The 14466-nt window shown below is 63.0% G+C and carries 17 protein-coding genes and 2 pseudogenes; 1 reads left to right on the top strand and 18 read right to left on the bottom strand.

All coding sequences use genetic code 11. The features are described 5' to 3' along the window. Positions 1–60: 60 nt before the first annotated feature. From L5876_RS09705 to L5876_RS09760, 12 genes are read right to left on the bottom strand one after another with little or no spacing between them, the layout of a single operon-like run. Complete coding sequence (locus L5876_RS09705) at positions 61–570, bottom strand: hypothetical protein (RefSeq protein WP_236956115.1); 510 nt, start codon at positions 568–570, stop codon at positions 61–63. Beyond that, the gene (locus L5876_RS09710) at positions 567–1163 is read right to left on the bottom strand and encodes a response regulator (RefSeq protein ID WP_236956116.1); all 597 of its coding nucleotides are present in this window, start codon (positions 1161–1163) and stop codon (positions 567–569) included. The genes L5876_RS09705 and L5876_RS09710 overlap by 4 nt, the downstream gene beginning before the upstream one ends. 11 nt (positions 1164–1174) lie before the next feature. Continuing rightward, a complete protein-coding gene (locus tag L5876_RS09715; RefSeq protein WP_236956117.1) occupies positions 1175–1546 on the bottom strand; it encodes a hypothetical protein in 372 nt (123 codons plus the stop codon). A gap of 8 nt (positions 1547–1554) precedes the next feature. Continuing rightward, entirely contained in the window at positions 1555–2097 is a 543-nt protein-coding gene (locus tag L5876_RS09720; protein ID WP_236956119.1) for a hypothetical protein, read from the bottom strand. Further along, positions 2094–2483, bottom strand: coding sequence for a response regulator (locus tag L5876_RS09725; protein ID WP_236956120.1), 390 nt, complete (start codon positions 2481–2483; stop codon positions 2094–2096). The genes L5876_RS09720 and L5876_RS09725 overlap by 4 nt, the downstream gene beginning before the upstream one ends. Further along, complete coding sequence (locus L5876_RS09730; RefSeq protein WP_236956122.1) at positions 2483–3517, bottom strand: chemotaxis response regulator protein-glutamate methylesterase; 1035 nt, start codon at positions 3515–3517, stop codon at positions 2483–2485. The genes L5876_RS09725 and L5876_RS09730 overlap by 1 nt, the downstream gene beginning before the upstream one ends. Further along, a complete protein-coding gene (locus tag L5876_RS09735) occupies positions 3514–4383 on the bottom strand; it encodes a protein-glutamate O-methyltransferase CheR (protein ID WP_236956124.1) in 870 nt (289 codons plus the stop codon). The genes L5876_RS09730 and L5876_RS09735 overlap by 4 nt, the downstream gene beginning before the upstream one ends. Beyond that, on the bottom strand, positions 4380–4844 hold the full coding sequence (locus L5876_RS09740) for a chemotaxis protein CheW (RefSeq protein WP_236956126.1): 465 nt from the start codon (positions 4842–4844) through the stop codon (positions 4380–4382). The genes L5876_RS09735 and L5876_RS09740 overlap by 4 nt, the downstream gene beginning before the upstream one ends. Position 4845: 1 nt before the next feature. Beyond that, positions 4846–7026 (bottom strand): chemotaxis protein CheA, encoded by a 2181-nt coding sequence (locus L5876_RS09745; protein ID WP_236956128.1) that lies wholly within the window; start codon positions 7024–7026, stop codon positions 4846–4848. A gap of 9 nt (positions 7027–7035) precedes the next feature. Next, on the bottom strand, positions 7036–7407 hold the full coding sequence (locus L5876_RS09750) for a response regulator (protein ID WP_236956130.1): 372 nt from the start codon (positions 7405–7407) through the stop codon (positions 7036–7038). After that, entirely contained in the window at positions 7404–7682 is a 279-nt protein-coding gene (locus L5876_RS09755) for an STAS domain-containing protein (RefSeq protein WP_236956132.1), read from the bottom strand. Before L5876_RS09755 ends, L5876_RS09750 begins: the two co-directional genes overlap by 4 nt. A 16-nt stretch (positions 7683–7698) precedes the next feature. Then, complete coding sequence (locus tag L5876_RS09760) at positions 7699–9591, bottom strand: globin-coupled sensor protein (RefSeq protein ID WP_236956134.1); 1893 nt, start codon at positions 9589–9591, stop codon at positions 7699–7701. Positions 9592–9969: 378 nt separating this feature from the next. Here L5876_RS09760 and L5876_RS09765 point away from each other — a divergent pair, with 378 nt between their 5' ends. Then, positions 9970–10410 carry a BLUF domain-containing protein gene (locus L5876_RS09765; protein WP_236956136.1) on the top strand — a complete coding sequence of 147 codons (441 nt, stop codon included), beginning with the start codon at positions 9970–9972 and terminating at the stop codon, positions 10408–10410. Between the two features lie 9 nt (positions 10411–10419). Here L5876_RS09765 and L5876_RS09770 read toward each other — a convergent pair whose 3' ends face one another. The 6 genes and pseudogenes from L5876_RS09770 to L5876_RS09795 form a co-directional block, all read right to left on the bottom strand. Next, positions 10420–11139: a Crp/Fnr family transcriptional regulator gene (locus L5876_RS09770; protein ID WP_236956137.1), complete on the bottom strand. Its 720-nt coding sequence runs from the start codon at positions 11137–11139 to the stop codon at positions 10420–10422. Between the two features lie 380 nt (positions 11140–11519). Continuing rightward, a pseudogene (locus L5876_RS14860) lies at positions 11520–11669 on the bottom strand (IS6 family transposase); the annotation flags it as partial. 163 nt (positions 11670–11832) lie between these two features. Continuing rightward, positions 11833–12628, bottom strand: a pseudogene (locus L5876_RS14865) (transposase). Between the two features lie 59 nt (positions 12629–12687). Continuing rightward, positions 12688–13266 carry a molybdenum cofactor guanylyltransferase gene (locus L5876_RS09785; RefSeq protein ID WP_236956142.1) on the bottom strand — a complete coding sequence of 193 codons (579 nt, stop codon included), beginning with the start codon at positions 13264–13266 and terminating at the stop codon, positions 12688–12690. Next, positions 13259–13897 (bottom strand): carbonic anhydrase, encoded by a 639-nt coding sequence (locus L5876_RS09790; RefSeq protein WP_236956143.1) that lies wholly within the window; start codon positions 13895–13897, stop codon positions 13259–13261. The genes L5876_RS09785 and L5876_RS09790 overlap by 8 nt, the downstream gene beginning before the upstream one ends. Beyond that, the gene (locus L5876_RS09795) at positions 13894–14454 is read right to left on the bottom strand and encodes a hemerythrin domain-containing protein (protein WP_236956144.1); all 561 of its coding nucleotides are present in this window, start codon (positions 14452–14454) and stop codon (positions 13894–13896) included. The genes L5876_RS09790 and L5876_RS09795 overlap by 4 nt, the downstream gene beginning before the upstream one ends. Between the last annotated feature and the right edge of the window lie 12 nt (positions 14455–14466).

Here is a 14466-nt window from a genome sequence, read left to right on the forward strand (position 1 = left end):
TCCGGGGAAAGGGCGGCGGCCGTCTAAGCGGGTATGGCCTGTGACAGTGCCGATGATGCGCTAGTTCCCGCGCTTGGAGCAGTGACCGGCCTCCGGCAGATCGACGTCCGGCATTCGTGCGTCGATCAACCGGTTGAGGCCGGAAAGAAGCGTGTGCATGTCCTCGCGGGCAATCGCGCCGCATTGCTCGCGCAAGAGACGGATACTGGCGATATGGACCTTGACGGCCGCATCGTCGAGCAGGTCGTCACTTCCGGCTGCCTCGGCGAGAAGATGGAGGCTTCGCGCCGCCTCCGAAAGGCCGTCGAGCCCGCTCGCCCCGGCCAGTTCGGAAATGTCGTTCGCCAACCGCGACAGGCGCTCGCGTCGGCTGTCCGGACTGACGCCGGCCGTGCATTCAGCCTTGCAGAGTTCGCAGATCGCACCGTCCATGCGCATCTCGTATTGGGCTTTTCCGGCCTTCAGCCGGGACGAGGCCTGGCGGACAGCCTCGGCGGGCGAGAGACCGCCGGGACGGCGAAGCGTGGCGGCGAGCCGGTTTTCGGGCTTGGTGAACTTCACGTCGGTCATAGCGTCATCTTCTGAGGTTTGAGGAACGCGTCGATGGCGTCCTGGCTGAGATTGTCTCCGGCGGGCGCGCCGAGCTTGACCGGCAGATCCTCCTTCCGCCGGCCGGGCAATCCGGCGGGGGGGCCTTCAAAACGAACGCGCCGGTCAGGCCCGCAATAGGTCCCCGCTTCCACGAAGCGCCGGGGATTATCCGCGAGCCAAAGGATACGCTTCAGGAGCGCGTCGGGCTTGACCGGCTTGGCCACCATGAAATTCACCCCCGCGTCGCGGGCCATCTCGAAGCTCTCCTTCGTGTAGTTGGAAGAGGCGAAGATCACCGGGGCGTACCGGTTGGGTTCGGGGGCTTCGCGCCGTAGCCAGGCGACGAAGTCGAGCCCCGCCCCGTCCTCAAGGCGGCCATCAACGATGATCAAGTGCTGCTCCTCGATTCCGATCGTCCGGCGCGCATCTTCAATCGATGAAGCTGTGTGGATATGCCGCGCGCCGAAACCGCCGGTGATCTCGCTCAGGATTTCGAGACTGGCCGGGCTTTGCGCCGCGAGCAGCAGCGACGCTTCAGCGAGGTTGAAATTCCGGCCCGTTTCCGTACTCATTTCCTTCCCCGTCAAAACAGTTCGAGATCGCCGCTTTGCACTGGTCCCTGGCCCGGATCGTCCGCGTGTTCGGGATCGAGTCGGCGCCTGACCTCAGCCAAAGGGACGGGCGCGGCCGCATCGCACCAGTCCAGTGGTACTGCAGGCGCGGTCTCGGCGAGCCGTTCGGCATAACCCGCGAGACTGTCGAGACGTTGAACCAGCACATCGATCATTTGCGGGGCTTCGCCATCAGACAGGTTGCGCGACGCGATCAGGCCCGGCGCGATCCGCTGTTCCATTTCAGCAGCGAAACGGGCGGTACGGCGCATCTCGCTTGCCAGCGCCGACAGCACTGACTGGGCCGGTGCAGACGTCTTGTATCTGCCGTCGTCTCCGCGCATCACCGCTCCTAGAAGAGTTCGAGTTCGCCGGCGTGCTGCTTCGGCGCCGGACTGCCCGCTTCCTTGATGAAGACATGTTCCTGTTCGCGCTGCAGCAGCGACTGTCGCGCCACACCAGAGACCGGCCAGAACTGGACACGGCGGGCGCAATCGCCGCCGAGGCTGCCGCCAAGAAAGGCGATGCCTTCCTTTTCGAGGAAGTCACGGGCGAAACTGGCATTGGCTTCGCCGATGTCGCTAAGCCCGCGCACGAGGCGGCCTCCGCCGAACAGCTTGGCCTCGAGCCGCTCGCGGCGCGCGCCGGCGCGCAGAAGCGCGTTGATCAGGACTTCCATGGCGTAGACGCCGAAGCGGATGTCGCCGCCACCTTCCCGGCCTTCGCCCGGCAGAAGGAAGTGGTTCATCCCTCCGACGCCCGCCTTCGGATCGCGGATACAGGCCGCAACGCAGCTGCCGAGGATCGTCGTCAGCATAACGCCGGGTTGATCGCTGATGCTGTGTTCACCCTGAACGACGTGGCGGCGAACCTCGTATTCGGGATCCGCCATCATGTCAGAGGCCCGAACACGCCTTCGATCTTGGCCTTTAGCGTTGCCACGGTGAAGGGTTTGACGAGGTAGTTGTTGACACCGAACTGGACCGCCCTCTGCACGAGATCGGTGTCCGCCCGGCCGGTCAGCATGATGAAGCCGGTCTTCCGGATGGGTTCGTGCGAGCGTATCGCGCGCAACAGGCCGAGCCCATCGAGCTTGGGCATATTGTAGTCGGAGATCACCAGGTGGGCCGGACGATCGAGCAAGGCTTTCAGACCGGCTTCTCCGTCAGGCGCATCGACGATGTCCGTGAAACCGATCTGCTGCAAGCCGGCCCTGACCAGCAGCCGGATTGACATCTGGTCGTCGACGACAAGAACCCGAATGTCTTTCGCGGCGGGCATCAAACCACCTCCCTTTCACCCGCGGCGCAGAGGCCCAGTATGGCAAGTGCCATTCGCGGGAGCGGCACCTGCCGCTCGACCGCACCGACTTCCCAGGCCGCGCGCGGCATGCCGTAGACAACGCAGCTGTCCTCGTCCTGACCGAGTGTCCTTGCGCCGGCCTGCCGCATGGCGAGCAAGCCCTGGGCACCATCGCGGCCCATGCCGGTAAGGAGCGCGCCGACCGCAGCAGCACCGGCCGCCTCTGCCACCGAGCGGAACAGGACATCGACCGATGGCCGGTGACCGCTGACCGGGCCTGATGCCAGGAGGCGGCAGACGCGACGTCCGCTGCCGGTAACGGAGAGGTGGTAGTCACCGCCGGGTGCGATATAGACGCGGCCCGGTTCCACCGGCGCGCCGTCTTCAGCTTCGGTGATTTCCGGTGCGCACATCTTGTTCAGCCGTTCCGCGAAGCTCCGGGTGAAGCTGGCTGGCATATGCTGCGTCACCACGGTTGGAGGACAATTCTCCGGGAATTCTGCGAGCACGGTCTGCAGGGCCTCCACCCCGCCCGTGGACGCGCCGATCGCAACGAGGCGGCCATTACTGCGGAAGTCTGCGATGCGCTCCGGAGCGCGCACCGCATCCGATACCCGGGGGCGCGATGCGGCTGCCGCCTTTACTTTCTCGGCAAGGTCGGAAAATCCGTATCCTGAATCGCCGCCTACCGGTTTGCCGACACAGTCGAACGCGCCGAGTTCCAGCGCCGCCAGCGTCAGCTCGGCCCCCTCCTGCGTTAGGGTCGAGACCATGATGACCGGCATCGGCCGGAGCCGCATGAGGCGTTCGAGAAACTCGACCCCATTCATGTTCGGCATCTCGATATCGAGCGTGATCACGTCGGGATCGAGCGCTTTGATGGCCGCGCGCGCTTCCAGCGGATCACCGGCATGCCCGGCGATTTCGATGTCCGGATCGCGGCCGAGCATGGCGCTGATGATGCTGCGCATTGTCGGCGAGTCGTCGACGACGAGGACACGGACGCGTTTCATGCCGGCACCCCGCGTGCGAGGCGGTAGGCCGTCAGACCGCAGCTTTCGAAAGCATGGCCCGAAACCCGTTCGGAGTGGCCCACATAGAGCCGGCCGTCCGGCTGCAGGCGTTCCGCGAAACGGGTCCAGAGACGCGCCTGCGCCGAAGTTTCGAAATAGATCGCGACGTTGCGGCAGAAAATCGCGTCGAACTTGCCGGTAAACGGCCAGCCGGAAAACAGGTTCAGCTCACGGAAGGCGATGATCGAACGCAGCGGCCCGGCCATCCGCCACTGCCCCGGTCCGGCCCGCTCCAGCCATTTGCGGTACCGCTCGGGAATCCCCTGCAGCGCTTCTTCGGAATAGACTCCCTCGCGCCCCGTCTCCACGACCGCCGGGTCGATGTCGGTGGCGAGGATCTTCACGTTCCGGTCCGGCGCGTCGGGAATGGCGTCGAGCACGCTCATCGCCATGGAATATGGCTCCTGACCGGTGGAGCATCCTGCCGACCAGAGCCGGACCCGGGCGCCGCTGCGTGCCGCCGCGGCCAGCGCTGGCAACTGGTCGCGCGACAGGGCGTCGAAATGGTGCGGCTCCCGGAAGAAGCGCGTCACATTCGTCGTCAGCGCGGTGAGCATGGACCGTCGTTCCGCCGCGCCCGCCCCGCTCTCGACGAGTTCGCAATAGTCGCGGAAGCTCTCCAGCCCGAGCGCTCTCAGCCGCTTGGCGAGGCGCGAATAGACCAGCGGTGCCTTGGCTTCCTGCAGATGGATACCGGAATCGCCATGGAGCACGGCGGCGATACGTCGGAAGTCCTCGGCCGAGAAGTGAAACTCGCCCGCGACCAGAGCGGCGCGCCCGGACGTTCGGGTTACTGTCGGCGTCATGCGGCTTCCGCCTCCTTTTCCGGCAGGAGGTGATCGAGCGAGATCAGGCTGATCATCCGGCCCTCGACGGGCAGCACGCCGCGGACGAATTTCCTGACTGTGTCACAAGCCACGTCCGGGGCAGGCTGGATCGCCTCCTCCGACGCGGCAAGGATGTCGGACACGGCATCGACCAGAAGCCCGACCCAGCGCTCACCGATCCGGGCGACGATGATGACATGCCTGTCCGAGGGATCCGCGGCGCCGAGTCCGAGCCGCGCGGCGAGATCCACTACGGGCAGAACCGCACCGCGCAGATTGATGATGCCGCGAACATAGGAGGGCGATTGCGGCAGCGGCGTCGCCGGTGTCCAGCCGCGGATTTCCCGCACCGCCATGATGTCCACGCAGAATTCCTGTTCGCCGATGCGGAAGGAGATGAGTTCTTTCCCGCCAGTCACGGTCTGGTTCGCTTCGTTCATGTCAGCTCGCTTTCGCCAGGCTGGCCTGGCCGGTTGGAGGCGGAGCGCGGCGGCTGGAGATCACCGCGTCGATATCGAGGATGAGCGCCACCCGGCCATCGCCGAGGATCGTCGCGGCTGCCACCCCGTCTACGCGCTGGTAATTGGCCTCGAGGCTCTTGATAACCACTTGGCGCTGGCCCTGGATGGCGTCGACGAGTAGCGCCGCCCGCCCGCCGGACTCGGTTTCTACCAGGAGCACAACGCATTGCGCGGGATCGGTGCCGGAAGTGCGCCAGCCGAGACGCACGCCGACGTCGATCAGGGGAACATAGGTATCACGGACCTTCAGAAGCCGGCCTTGCGGACCGAACTTCTCAAGGTCTTCCGGCCGGGGTTTCAGGGTCTCGACAATGGCGGTGAGGGGCGCCACCAGTGTCTCACCGGCGCAGGTCACCACCATGCCGTCGAGCACGGCGAGGGTCAGCGGCAAGCTGAGCGTGAAGACCGATCCCTCGCCGGGTCGGGAGGAGATCGATATGCGGCCGCCAAGCGCCTGGATGGAACGCTTGACCACGTCCATGCCGACGCCTCGTCCGGAAATATCTGAAACCTGATCTGCGGTCGAAAACCCCGGATGAAAGATGAGGTTGTCCACCTCTTCGTCCGAAAGTGCCGCCGACGCGTCGATCAGCCCTCGATCGACGGCCTTTTGCCGCACGCGTTCGCGGTTGATGCCGCGACCGTCGTCGGCGACTTCGATCACGATGCGGCCGGACCGGTGAACGGCCGACAGACGCACTGTGCCTTCTTCCGGTTTCCCGGCGCCTTTCCGTTCCCCCGGGGTTTCGAGACCATGATCGACGGCATTGCGCACCATGTGCGTGAGCGGCTCGGTCAGTCGCTCGATCACCGTCTTGTCGACTTCCGTACCCTCACCTTCGGTCACGAGGCGGACCTGTTTTCCGGTCATGGCCGCAATCTCACGCAGCAGGCGGGGCATGCGCTGGAACACGGATTTTACCGGCTGGGCGCGGATCGCCATGCAACTGTCCTGGATCTCGCGGGTCAGCTGTTCGAGATCATCCAATGCCATCGATACGCCGTTCGACCGGCCGAGATCGCTCTCGCTCGCACGCTGCGCCAGCATCGCCTGATTGATGACCAGTTCGCCGACGAGGTCGATCAGCCGATCGACCCGGTCGAGTTCAACACGGATCGTGGCCTGTGCGGGGGCTGTGGCGGAGGCCGGCTGTGCTTGCGGCTTCGCTGGCTTGTCAGACGCAACCGGGGCGGCAACGGGACCGGGGAGTTCAGCCATGAGCTCGGCATTAGCGTCAGACAGGGAAATTTCAGGTCCCGCTGGATCGGGCCCGGGCGGGAGGGCCGCAGACCCGGCGTGGTGATCCAGTTGTGCAATCTCGAGTTCGCAATCGCCCTCGGCAAACTCGAAAACTTCACGGATGGCGGCTTCGCTGCACTCGCCGCTCAACTCGATCTCCCAGGCGAGGTGAGAAACCTCCGGATCGAGATCATCGAAGGCCGGCAGGCCGGAAAGATCAGGCGTGACCTGGCACTCCCCCAGGCCTTCGAGTTCGCGGAGCAGGAAGGCGGCGTCGTTGGCCTTGGCGTAAAGGTCCGTGTTCGGACGGAACCGTATGCGCCATCCAACAGGCGCAGGCGCGGCGGCTTCAAGATCGGCGGGAAGATCGAGGCTGACGGTCTGGGGGGTGAAATCCAGACCGTCGATCCCGGCATCGTCGGGGACTGTATCGATGGCCAGCTCTCCGTCGGCGTTCGCAGGCGCCGGATCACGACCCTCACTCAGCGCCTCAAGCTCTGCGGCGATGGCCATGCTTCTCTGCTGCTCGACGCCAGGTCCGCCGTCGCGCGCCGTCTGGACAAGGTCGGCCAGGACGTCCGCAGCGCGAAGCATCAGCTTCACCGCATCGCCGGCGGCAGCGATCTGACCGGACCGCATGCGGTCGAGTGCGGTTTCGAAAACGTGGGCAAAGCGAACGAGATCATCGAGCCCGAAAGCCCCTGCTCCGCCTTTCACAGAGTGGACGGCGCGGAAGATTGCATTGACGGTTTCGTCGTCCCCTTCCCCGTTCTCGAGCGCCATCAGGCCGGCCTCGAGATCGCCGAGCAATTCCTCACATTCGAGGAAGAAGGTGGCCTTGATGGATTCCATCGGATCCATTTGGAATCCCTATCCTGCGGCGCTGACCCGGCGTACGGCGTCGACCAGACGCTCCGGGTCGAATGGTTTGACAATCCAGCCCGTCGCCCCGGCGTCGCGGGCCCGCATCTTCTTGGCCGGCTCGCTTTCCGTGGTCAGGACGAGGATGGGAACGCCCCGGTAGCGTTCGTCACCGCGCACGCTCTCGATAAATCCGAAGCCGTCGAGCCGGGGCATGTTGATGTCGGTTATGATGACGTCAGGCATTTCCTCCTCGAGCCGGTCGAGTCCATCGACACCGTCCTCGGCCTGGATCACGCGGAAACCGGCGGTATCGAGCGCAGCGCGGAGCATCTCGCGCATGGTCCGTGAGTCATCGACGGTGAGTACGGTCTGGCTCATGCTTCGTCCCCTGCCATTGCGGTGGGAAGATCGAGTCCGCCAAGGCGAGCGACGCCCCGCAAGAAAGCCTCGCTTGGAGTGTCGACACGCATCAGTTGTCCCTCGGCCCGCCATTTCTCCGCCGCGGCTGCGAGCAGCTGGAAGCCCAGCCCTCCGACCCACTCGACGCCGGAGGCGTCGAGCCGGACAGGCTGACGGCCGGCCGCGGATAGCGCGGTCTTGAGGCTGGCTGCCGACTGGAGGTCCAGGCGCGCCGGGAGATAGATGTCGGCCATCTCGCCCATCTCCACCTCAGAACTCTTCCCAGTCTTCAGCCTCGGCGGCCGGCTTCAGAGCTGCCGACTGTCCTCGTCCGCCCGTGGTTTTGAGCGCGGCGACGGTACGCTGCTGCGCAGCAGGCCGCGTCTTGACCGTCGGGGCCGAGACCCGCTCGCCGATGCGGAAGGCGGCCACGAGCGAAGCCAGGTCTGCCGCCTCGCGGGCAAGCGAATGGCTCGCCGCGGTCGATTCCTCGACCATGGCGGCATTCTGCTGGGTCACCTGGTCCATCTGGTTGACGGCCGAGTTGACCTGCGAGAGTCCGGTCGACTGTTCCACCGCCGAGGACGAAATCTCGCTGACGAGCTCATTGATCTGGCTGACCTGGGAAACAATACGTTCGAGGGCCTCGCCGGTCTGCCCGACGAGATCGACGCCAGTCTCCACTTGTGCGGAGCTCTCGGAAATCAGCGACTTGATCTCCTTCGCCGCCTCGGCCGAGCGCTGGGCGAGTGCCCGCACTTCGGACGCCACGACCGCGAAGCCTCGGCCGGCATCGCCCGCGCGAGCGGCCTCAACGCCCGCATTGAGCGCGAGGAGATTGGTCTGGAAGGCGATCTCGTCGATCACCCCGATGATGCGGCTGATCTGCTTGGCAGAGTTTTCAATCTGGCCCATGGCCTCGACCGCGTTGCGGACCACCTGACCGCCCTTTTCCGCATCGCTGCGAGCGTTCGAAACAACACTGTTGGCCTCGCGGGCGCCCTCTGCCGAAGTCTTCACCGTGGCGGTGATCTCATCGAGCGCGGCGGCGGTTTCTTCAAGCGAAGCGGCCTGCTGCTCGGTGCGGCGGGACAAATCGTCAGCGGCCTGGCTGATTTCGCCCGCGCCCGACGAGATGCCCTCGGTCGCCGCGGCGATCCGCTTCATCGCTTCCTGCAGCTTTTCGACCGCCGCGTTGAAGTCGTGCTTCAACTTGGCGTATTCGGTCGGCAACTCGTCGTCGATGCGGCGCGTCAGGTCGCCGGCGGACAGGTCCGAAAGACCGGCCGCGATCGACTGCACGGCCCGTTCGTGGATCTCGTCGGCCTTCTGGCGCGCCTCGGCCTGCTTCTTCAGCTCGGCCTCGGTGCAGGCGGTAAGATAGGTTGAGACGCCGAGATCGATGTCGAGCATCGCGACCTTGACCAGGGCCGACAGCTTTGCCCCGAGATCGCCGCCGTCGTCGCGGCGGAATCCCTTCTTCTTCCGGCTCTCGTGATCGGCGACGATGTCGCGAACGATCGCCTCGATGATCAGCGTGTAGCCACCGATATACCAGCGCGGCTCGAGACCGATCCGGGCATGCGTCTTGCCGATCGTCTCGACACTCTGGATGTAGCCTGAGTCGAAACTGGCCGCCGCGATACGCTTCCAGTGATTGTCCTGCGCGCCCGACGCGGCATCGATATGCCGCTCGTCGCGGAAAAAGTTCCGCACCTCGGGATATTTGCGGACCTGCTCATAGAAGGTCTTGAGGCTTTGAGGCACCGATCTCTCGATGACAGGCCGGATGCTGGCGAGCGCCGCCTTCTCCTCCGGGCCGATTTTCAGGAAATCGAGCCTCTGGCCGATATTCGCGTCAGACATGGACGTCTCTCCACTGGCGTTGAAGTCGGAAAGCGGCGCCAGGCTCGGCGCGGCAGTCTTCGGGTTGGATGGATCGGAACGAAGCGTACGCTTGGCGCGCGAGGCGGGCCCGGTGAGCAGCAAGGCGCTCAGGATTGCGAGCAGGGCGGAGGCGGCGGCGGCGGAACTGCCGATGCGGACCAGCACACCCGCGCTCACTGCCGCACCGATCGCATTGAGTTCCACGACCGCAACGGCAATGCATATCGCCAACGGCGCGCACACAGCCGCGAAAGCGAGATAAAGCTTCAGACGCATGCGCGTGGTTCGCCAGAGCCGGAGACGCGCCTTCCGACCTGCAGGCCGAACCGGGCCTGCCAGATCTGTTCCTTCCGCGCCGTGACATTTGCGCGCACATCGCCCCTCCAGGATTGACTCGGGTCAAACAACTGGCGATAGGCTCAAGTGTATTTGGTAAATGAGCGGTTAATATTTAGAAAAATTGAAATATAGAAACTTATGTTCTGAGTATATATTTAGAATATATATTGAAAAGGTATATTTATAATCTATGTTCTCAGCGCCAAGTGCCGGAATGTGCTCAAGATTGTTGATGCATGTTGTTGTCTGGGGGGTGGACCGCCGGGAGGGCGTGTGGCCTGATACGATTTAGTTTATGCTAATAAGGATCGGGGCATGCTCTACCGGCTGATCTACACGAGCAAACCGATGATCGAACTGCGCCCGGGTGCGCTATCGGGTGATTTCGGCCGGGTAATCCGAGATGGGATGCGCAACAATCTGCGCGACGGCATCACGGGCGCGCTGGTCCATACGCGCTGCCGCTTCATTCAGTTGATGGAAGGCGAGCGAAACACGATTTTCCGCACCTTTTGCCGAATCCTCGAGAACCCGATTCACGAGGAAGTCGCCCTCATCGAGTTCGCTCCGGCCGCCAACCGAAGCTTCACACGCTGGACAGTGGCAGGGTGGACGGAGGGGCGGTGCCGAGCGGATTGCGGCCCGCAAGCGCCCTGGACCGATCTGCCGCCACAAGCTTGCGCGAATCTCGTCGACCGCGTTCTCGCCAACGGCATTGTTCTGGCCGAAGGTTGGCCGAAAGCGGTTTCGGCCTGAAGCCCGAGTTCAGGACAGGATCAGATTGAGCGCGTCGGCGTCGAGGACCGCCATCTCGTTCCGGCTGAACTCGATCAGGCCCGCACGCCGCATGTTCGACATGACCCGGCTTGCATGAACCTGGGTGAGACCCAGAGCATCGGCGAGATCCTGCTGGCGGATGAGGAAGGGGAAACGGCCATCCTTGGCCGCACCGAGTGCCTCCTGACGACGCATGATGTCGAGGATGAAGCTTGCAATTCGCTCCTCCGAGGTGCGGCGGCCGAGATCGACGAGCCGTCGGCGCATCTGCTGGAATTCATCGCGGCAGAGCTGGGCAAAAATGTCCTGCAGGTTTCTACACCGCCCATCTGCCGCCACGCTCAGATCGGCCTCGATGACACAGCATTCGAGATCGGAGAGGGCGACCGCGGAGATCGTCATTTCCTCGTCGAGCAGACCGGCACAGGTCAGCGTCTCGCCCGGCAGCACGACCGAGAGAATTTGCCGCCGGCCGTCGGGCAGCATGTGGACGGTTGCGGCCCAGCCCGAACGCACAACGACGACCGGCCGTCCGGGTGTCCTGGACCGGGCAAAGGTCTGGCGCGCCTTGACCTTCAGGACCAGCCGGTCGATCGGCTTGCCGAGGCAATCGCTTTCGCCCAGCCAGAGGCTGCAGACGCGGCCTGCACGAAACTCGCATTGCGCGCAGTCGTCCTTGACGGCCTCTTCGAGCGGTACTCTCCACATCAAACGCGAATCCCCGGAAGCGCAGGCTGGCAAGATAGCCGGCCCGACATGCACCCTGGCAGGTGCGGCAAGCAGCACGGAACCATCGCTTTCCTCCCGATGATTTCATGACGAAATCAGAAATATGGGCCGTCGAGCGGGAAGGCAACGGAGGCTGCTGAAAAAGCATATGATATAAATCAATGATTTAAATGTAATAACAATTCAGATACATCGATCGGAAATTCCGAACCGCATAATCGACGACTTATATCAATAGATATATTCAGTATATAAGATGTTTTCTTGCGATCTTTGATGTATTTCTGCTGATTTGCAACCGTTGCCGCGTTCGCCCTCAACCTTGCAACGACCAGAATTTGTCTGTCAGTTAACGGTGACCGGGCCGTTTCGTGCCTCACCTCGATGCCGCACCCGTGAAGCAGGTCCTCTACGCTCCGCAACGAGAGCGGAAACCGGACAGACATCGTCACCGCAAGCCGGATGACTTCAGGCGATGTCCTGAAGTCGCGAAACGGGTTCGTGCTCATCGACTCAGGATGGCGGTCATCCCGCTAACGCCGGGTTTCCTCTGGCAACCCTTGCCGCAGCGCTAACCGCCGGAAACACGGCGGAATTTCCCGGTTACGGGAATGTCTCTGATTTTCCGGACATACATGGCGGTGCTGTCAGACAAAAGCGAACCGGTCTCTGTTAGAGGTAGAGCGGCCCTGATCCGGCGGCGAGCTGCCGCCACTCGGCCAAGGCGGCCTGCCGGTTTTCCTTGAACCGGTCGCGGGAGTTGAGGTGGCGGTCGAGATTGAAGTGATTGTGGACGGAAGAGTGGACGGCGGCGAACTTCTGAAGACTTCGCATCTGCCGGAAGCGGAGCAACGCCCGCTCCCGTCGTCGCATTGGCAGATGGCTATTCTCGGCCTGTTGTTGAGCCAGCGGTCGACCTCCGGGTCGTCTTCAATCCCGAGTTCTTTGAACGTCGCGCGGCAGGACCGAAGACGGTCCGTCATGATCGACTTCGGCTGGCCATACCGCTTCACCGCCTTACGCAGAAACTTCAAAGCGGCCTATCGATCCCGACGCTTGGTGACGTAGGTCGCGGGCACTTCACCCTCATGATCGACGGCGCGCCAGAGGTAGTGGGTCACGCCGTTGATCTTCACGACTTCGCAGTCGGTGCGCCAAAGGCGCGGAGATCGATCCGGTGGATCGATCTCGGGCGGAGAAGGCCACGGCCGTGGCCTCGTCTAAAATGCCACTGCCATTGAGGCCAGGCGCGAAGCCGGCTGGCTCGCTTCCTTCGGATCTCTGCGGCGAGCATGGGCTCAAACCGGTTCCACCAGTCGCGGACCGTCTCGTAGCTCATCGCGATCCCGCACTCGTGGAGAAGGTCCTCCTCATTCCGCAGCGACAGCGGGAACCGGACATACATCATCACCGCAAGCCGAATGACCTCGGGCGACGTCTTGAAATAGCGAAACGGATTCGTGCTCATCCGCTCAGGATTGCGGCCATCCGGCTAACGCCGGGTTTCCTCTGACAGTGTCGACCGCCTTATTCCCACTCAGCCCGGTGGAGATCTTCGACCGAATTGATGTTGAGGAAGAGGCTCCGTTCGGCATCTGGCCATGTCACTTCGACTGCGCCGCAGAAGGCAAGCGCATCGCGAAGGCTTGCCCGACCTCCAGTCGCGAATGCCGTGACCCGGTCAATCGCCGTGGTCGGCCAGAACGCGCAAACCGGGTGGAGTTGACCGCCACAGACAGCAAAGGCCGGACGCGATCGTCCTGCGGAGCCGTTCACGAGACGATTTGGCAGATCGACCGGGAGATAGGGCATGTCGCACGGCACTGTGACGATGCCGGACAGAAGTTCCCGGTTCGCCCAAGCGAGGGCCGGGATGACTGCGGCCAATGGTCCAGGAATGTCGGCTTGATCCAGAATTTCCGGAACGTTCGGATTGGCAACCTGTCCTGTTTCCCGGACGCATATCACGCAGCGGCGCGACGTGGCATCGATCCTGTCGAGCACATGTTCGATCAGACGTTTGCCTTTGAGCAGTCTTTCAGGCTTGTGCCCGCCGATGCGTTGTCCCTCTCCGCCTGCGAGAATGGCGATTCCGCAATCAGTCATCCGGAAACCAGGGTCGCTTGCTGAGCGCGTCAACGGCCTTCGGGCGATCGACCGAAATTTCGAGATTGCGCAGGAGTCCATCCCGTATCGAGTAGATCCATCCGTGGATGGAAAGCTTCTGACCGCGGCGCCATGCATCCTTGACGAACGGATTCTTGCCCAGAGATTCGACCTGAGTTCGTACATTGTGTTCGCAGGCGACATTGACCCGCGTATCGAAGTCCGAAATCGCCTGCAAATGCGATTCGTGTTCGTGGGCGAGGTCGGCGACCGGCTGGAGCCAGTGATCGATCAATCCGTATCGCTGTTCCGTCAACGCGGCGCGAACACCTCCGCACCCATAATGCCCGCACACAATGATGTGCCGAACCTTCAGGATGTCGATCGAGTACTGCAAGACGGAAAGGAAGTTGATGTCGCGCGGCGGCGCGAGATTGGCAATATTCCTGTGAACGAATAGTTCCCCCGGATCCAGCCCAACGATTTCGTTCGCAGGTACCCGGCTGTCGCTGCATCCGATCCAAAGATATTCGGGGGATTGCTGAAGCGAAAGTCTCTGAAAATAGCCCGGATCGATCCGGACACGCGTGGCCGCCCAGGAGAGATTGTTGTCGAGCAGGCGATCGATCATTCTTCGGACCCGGTCGTGACGAACCGCCCCCTGCGGGCCGACAGCCGTTTCGATAGCGCACCCAGGTCAGAATCCGACAGCCGCAATCTCGCGATCGGCAGAACGACGGCGTTTTCCAGTGCGATATGATTCTTCTGAAGCGCACAGAAGTTGGCGATAATCGTACCCGCATCAGCCAGACACGCGAGTCCGGTCTGCTTTTCGAGCGCCCGCTCCATCAAGTCCTTGACCTTCGCAGCCGCCGTCTGGTCGCGCGAATGATCCAGCGAAAGCATACCCAAGACCCGCTCGATCTGGTCCTCCGGCTCGCATCGTCGCCGCAGAAGCGGAAAGAGATCGTCTTCCTCATCGATGATGTGAAGCGGGAGGTCGATCTCGAAGAAGTCGATCACTTCCCTGAGGGCCGGTTCGTCGCAGACGACTTCTGTCGAAAGACGCGTCAGACGCGCACAGATGTCCCTGTGTCGATAGTGTTCGGCGAATAACCAGACCAGCGGCTCGTTCAGCAGATCGAGCGGCATCGGTTCAAGTCCTGCGCGTTTCGCTTTTTCTGCCATTGGAGCCGTCCT

It is taken from the genome of Hyphobacterium sp. SN044 (assembly GCF_021864465.1).
Classification (GTDB): domain Bacteria; phylum Pseudomonadota; class Alphaproteobacteria; order Caulobacterales; family Maricaulaceae; genus Hyphobacterium.

What these genes read in the sequence shown, in the direction of transcription:
- L5876_RS09705 (WP_236956115.1), bottom strand. Translation starts at nt 570, where the DNA reads ATGACCGACGTGAAGTTCACCAAGCCCGAAAACCGGCTCGCCGCCACG.
- L5876_RS09710 (WP_236956116.1), bottom strand. Translation starts at nt 1,163, where the DNA reads ATGAGTACGGAAACGGGCCGGAATTTCAACCTCGCTGAAGCGTCGCTG.
- L5876_RS09715 (WP_236956117.1), bottom strand. Translation starts at nt 1,546, where the DNA reads ATGCGCGGAGACGACGGCAGATACAAGACGTCTGCACCGGCCCAGTCA.
- L5876_RS09720 (WP_236956119.1), bottom strand. Translation starts at nt 2,097, where the DNA reads ATGATGGCGGATCCCGAATACGAGGTTCGCCGCCACGTCGTTCAGGGT.
- L5876_RS09725 (WP_236956120.1), bottom strand. Translation starts at nt 2,483, where the DNA reads ATGCCCGCCGCGAAAGACATTCGGGTTCTTGTCGTCGACGACCAGATG.
- L5876_RS09730 (WP_236956122.1), bottom strand. Translation starts at nt 3,517, where the DNA reads ATGAAACGCGTCCGTGTCCTCGTCGTCGACGACTCGCCGACAATGCGC.
- L5876_RS09735 (WP_236956124.1), bottom strand. Translation starts at nt 4,383, where the DNA reads ATGACGCCGACAGTAACCCGAACGTCCGGGCGCGCCGCTCTGGTCGCG.
- L5876_RS09740 (WP_236956126.1), bottom strand. Translation starts at nt 4,844, where the DNA reads ATGAACGAAGCGAACCAGACCGTGACTGGCGGGAAAGAACTCATCTCC.
- L5876_RS09745 (WP_236956128.1), bottom strand. Translation starts at nt 7,026, where the DNA reads ATGGATCCGATGGAATCCATCAAGGCCACCTTCTTCCTCGAATGTGAG.
- L5876_RS09750 (WP_236956130.1), bottom strand. Translation starts at nt 7,407, where the DNA reads ATGAGCCAGACCGTACTCACCGTCGATGACTCACGGACCATGCGCGAG.
- L5876_RS09755 (WP_236956132.1), bottom strand. Translation starts at nt 7,682, where the DNA reads ATGGCCGACATCTATCTCCCGGCGCGCCTGGACCTCCAGTCGGCAGCC.
- L5876_RS09760 (WP_236956134.1), bottom strand. Translation starts at nt 9,591, where the DNA reads ATGCGTCTGAAGCTTTATCTCGCTTTCGCGGCTGTGTGCGCGCCGTTG.
- L5876_RS09765 (WP_236956136.1), top strand. Translation starts at nt 9,970, where the DNA reads ATGCTCTACCGGCTGATCTACACGAGCAAACCGATGATCGAACTGCGC.
- L5876_RS09770 (WP_236956137.1), bottom strand. Translation starts at nt 11,139, where the DNA reads ATGTGGAGAGTACCGCTCGAAGAGGCCGTCAAGGACGACTGCGCGCAA.
- L5876_RS09785 (WP_236956142.1), bottom strand. Translation starts at nt 13,266, where the DNA reads ATGACTGATTGCGGAATCGCCATTCTCGCAGGCGGAGAGGGACAACGC.
- L5876_RS09790 (WP_236956143.1), bottom strand. Translation starts at nt 13,897, where the DNA reads ATGATCGATCGCCTGCTCGACAACAATCTCTCCTGGGCGGCCACGCGT.
- L5876_RS09795 (WP_236956144.1), bottom strand. Translation starts at nt 14,454, where the DNA reads ATGGCAGAAAAAGCGAAACGCGCAGGACTTGAACCGATGCCGCTCGAT.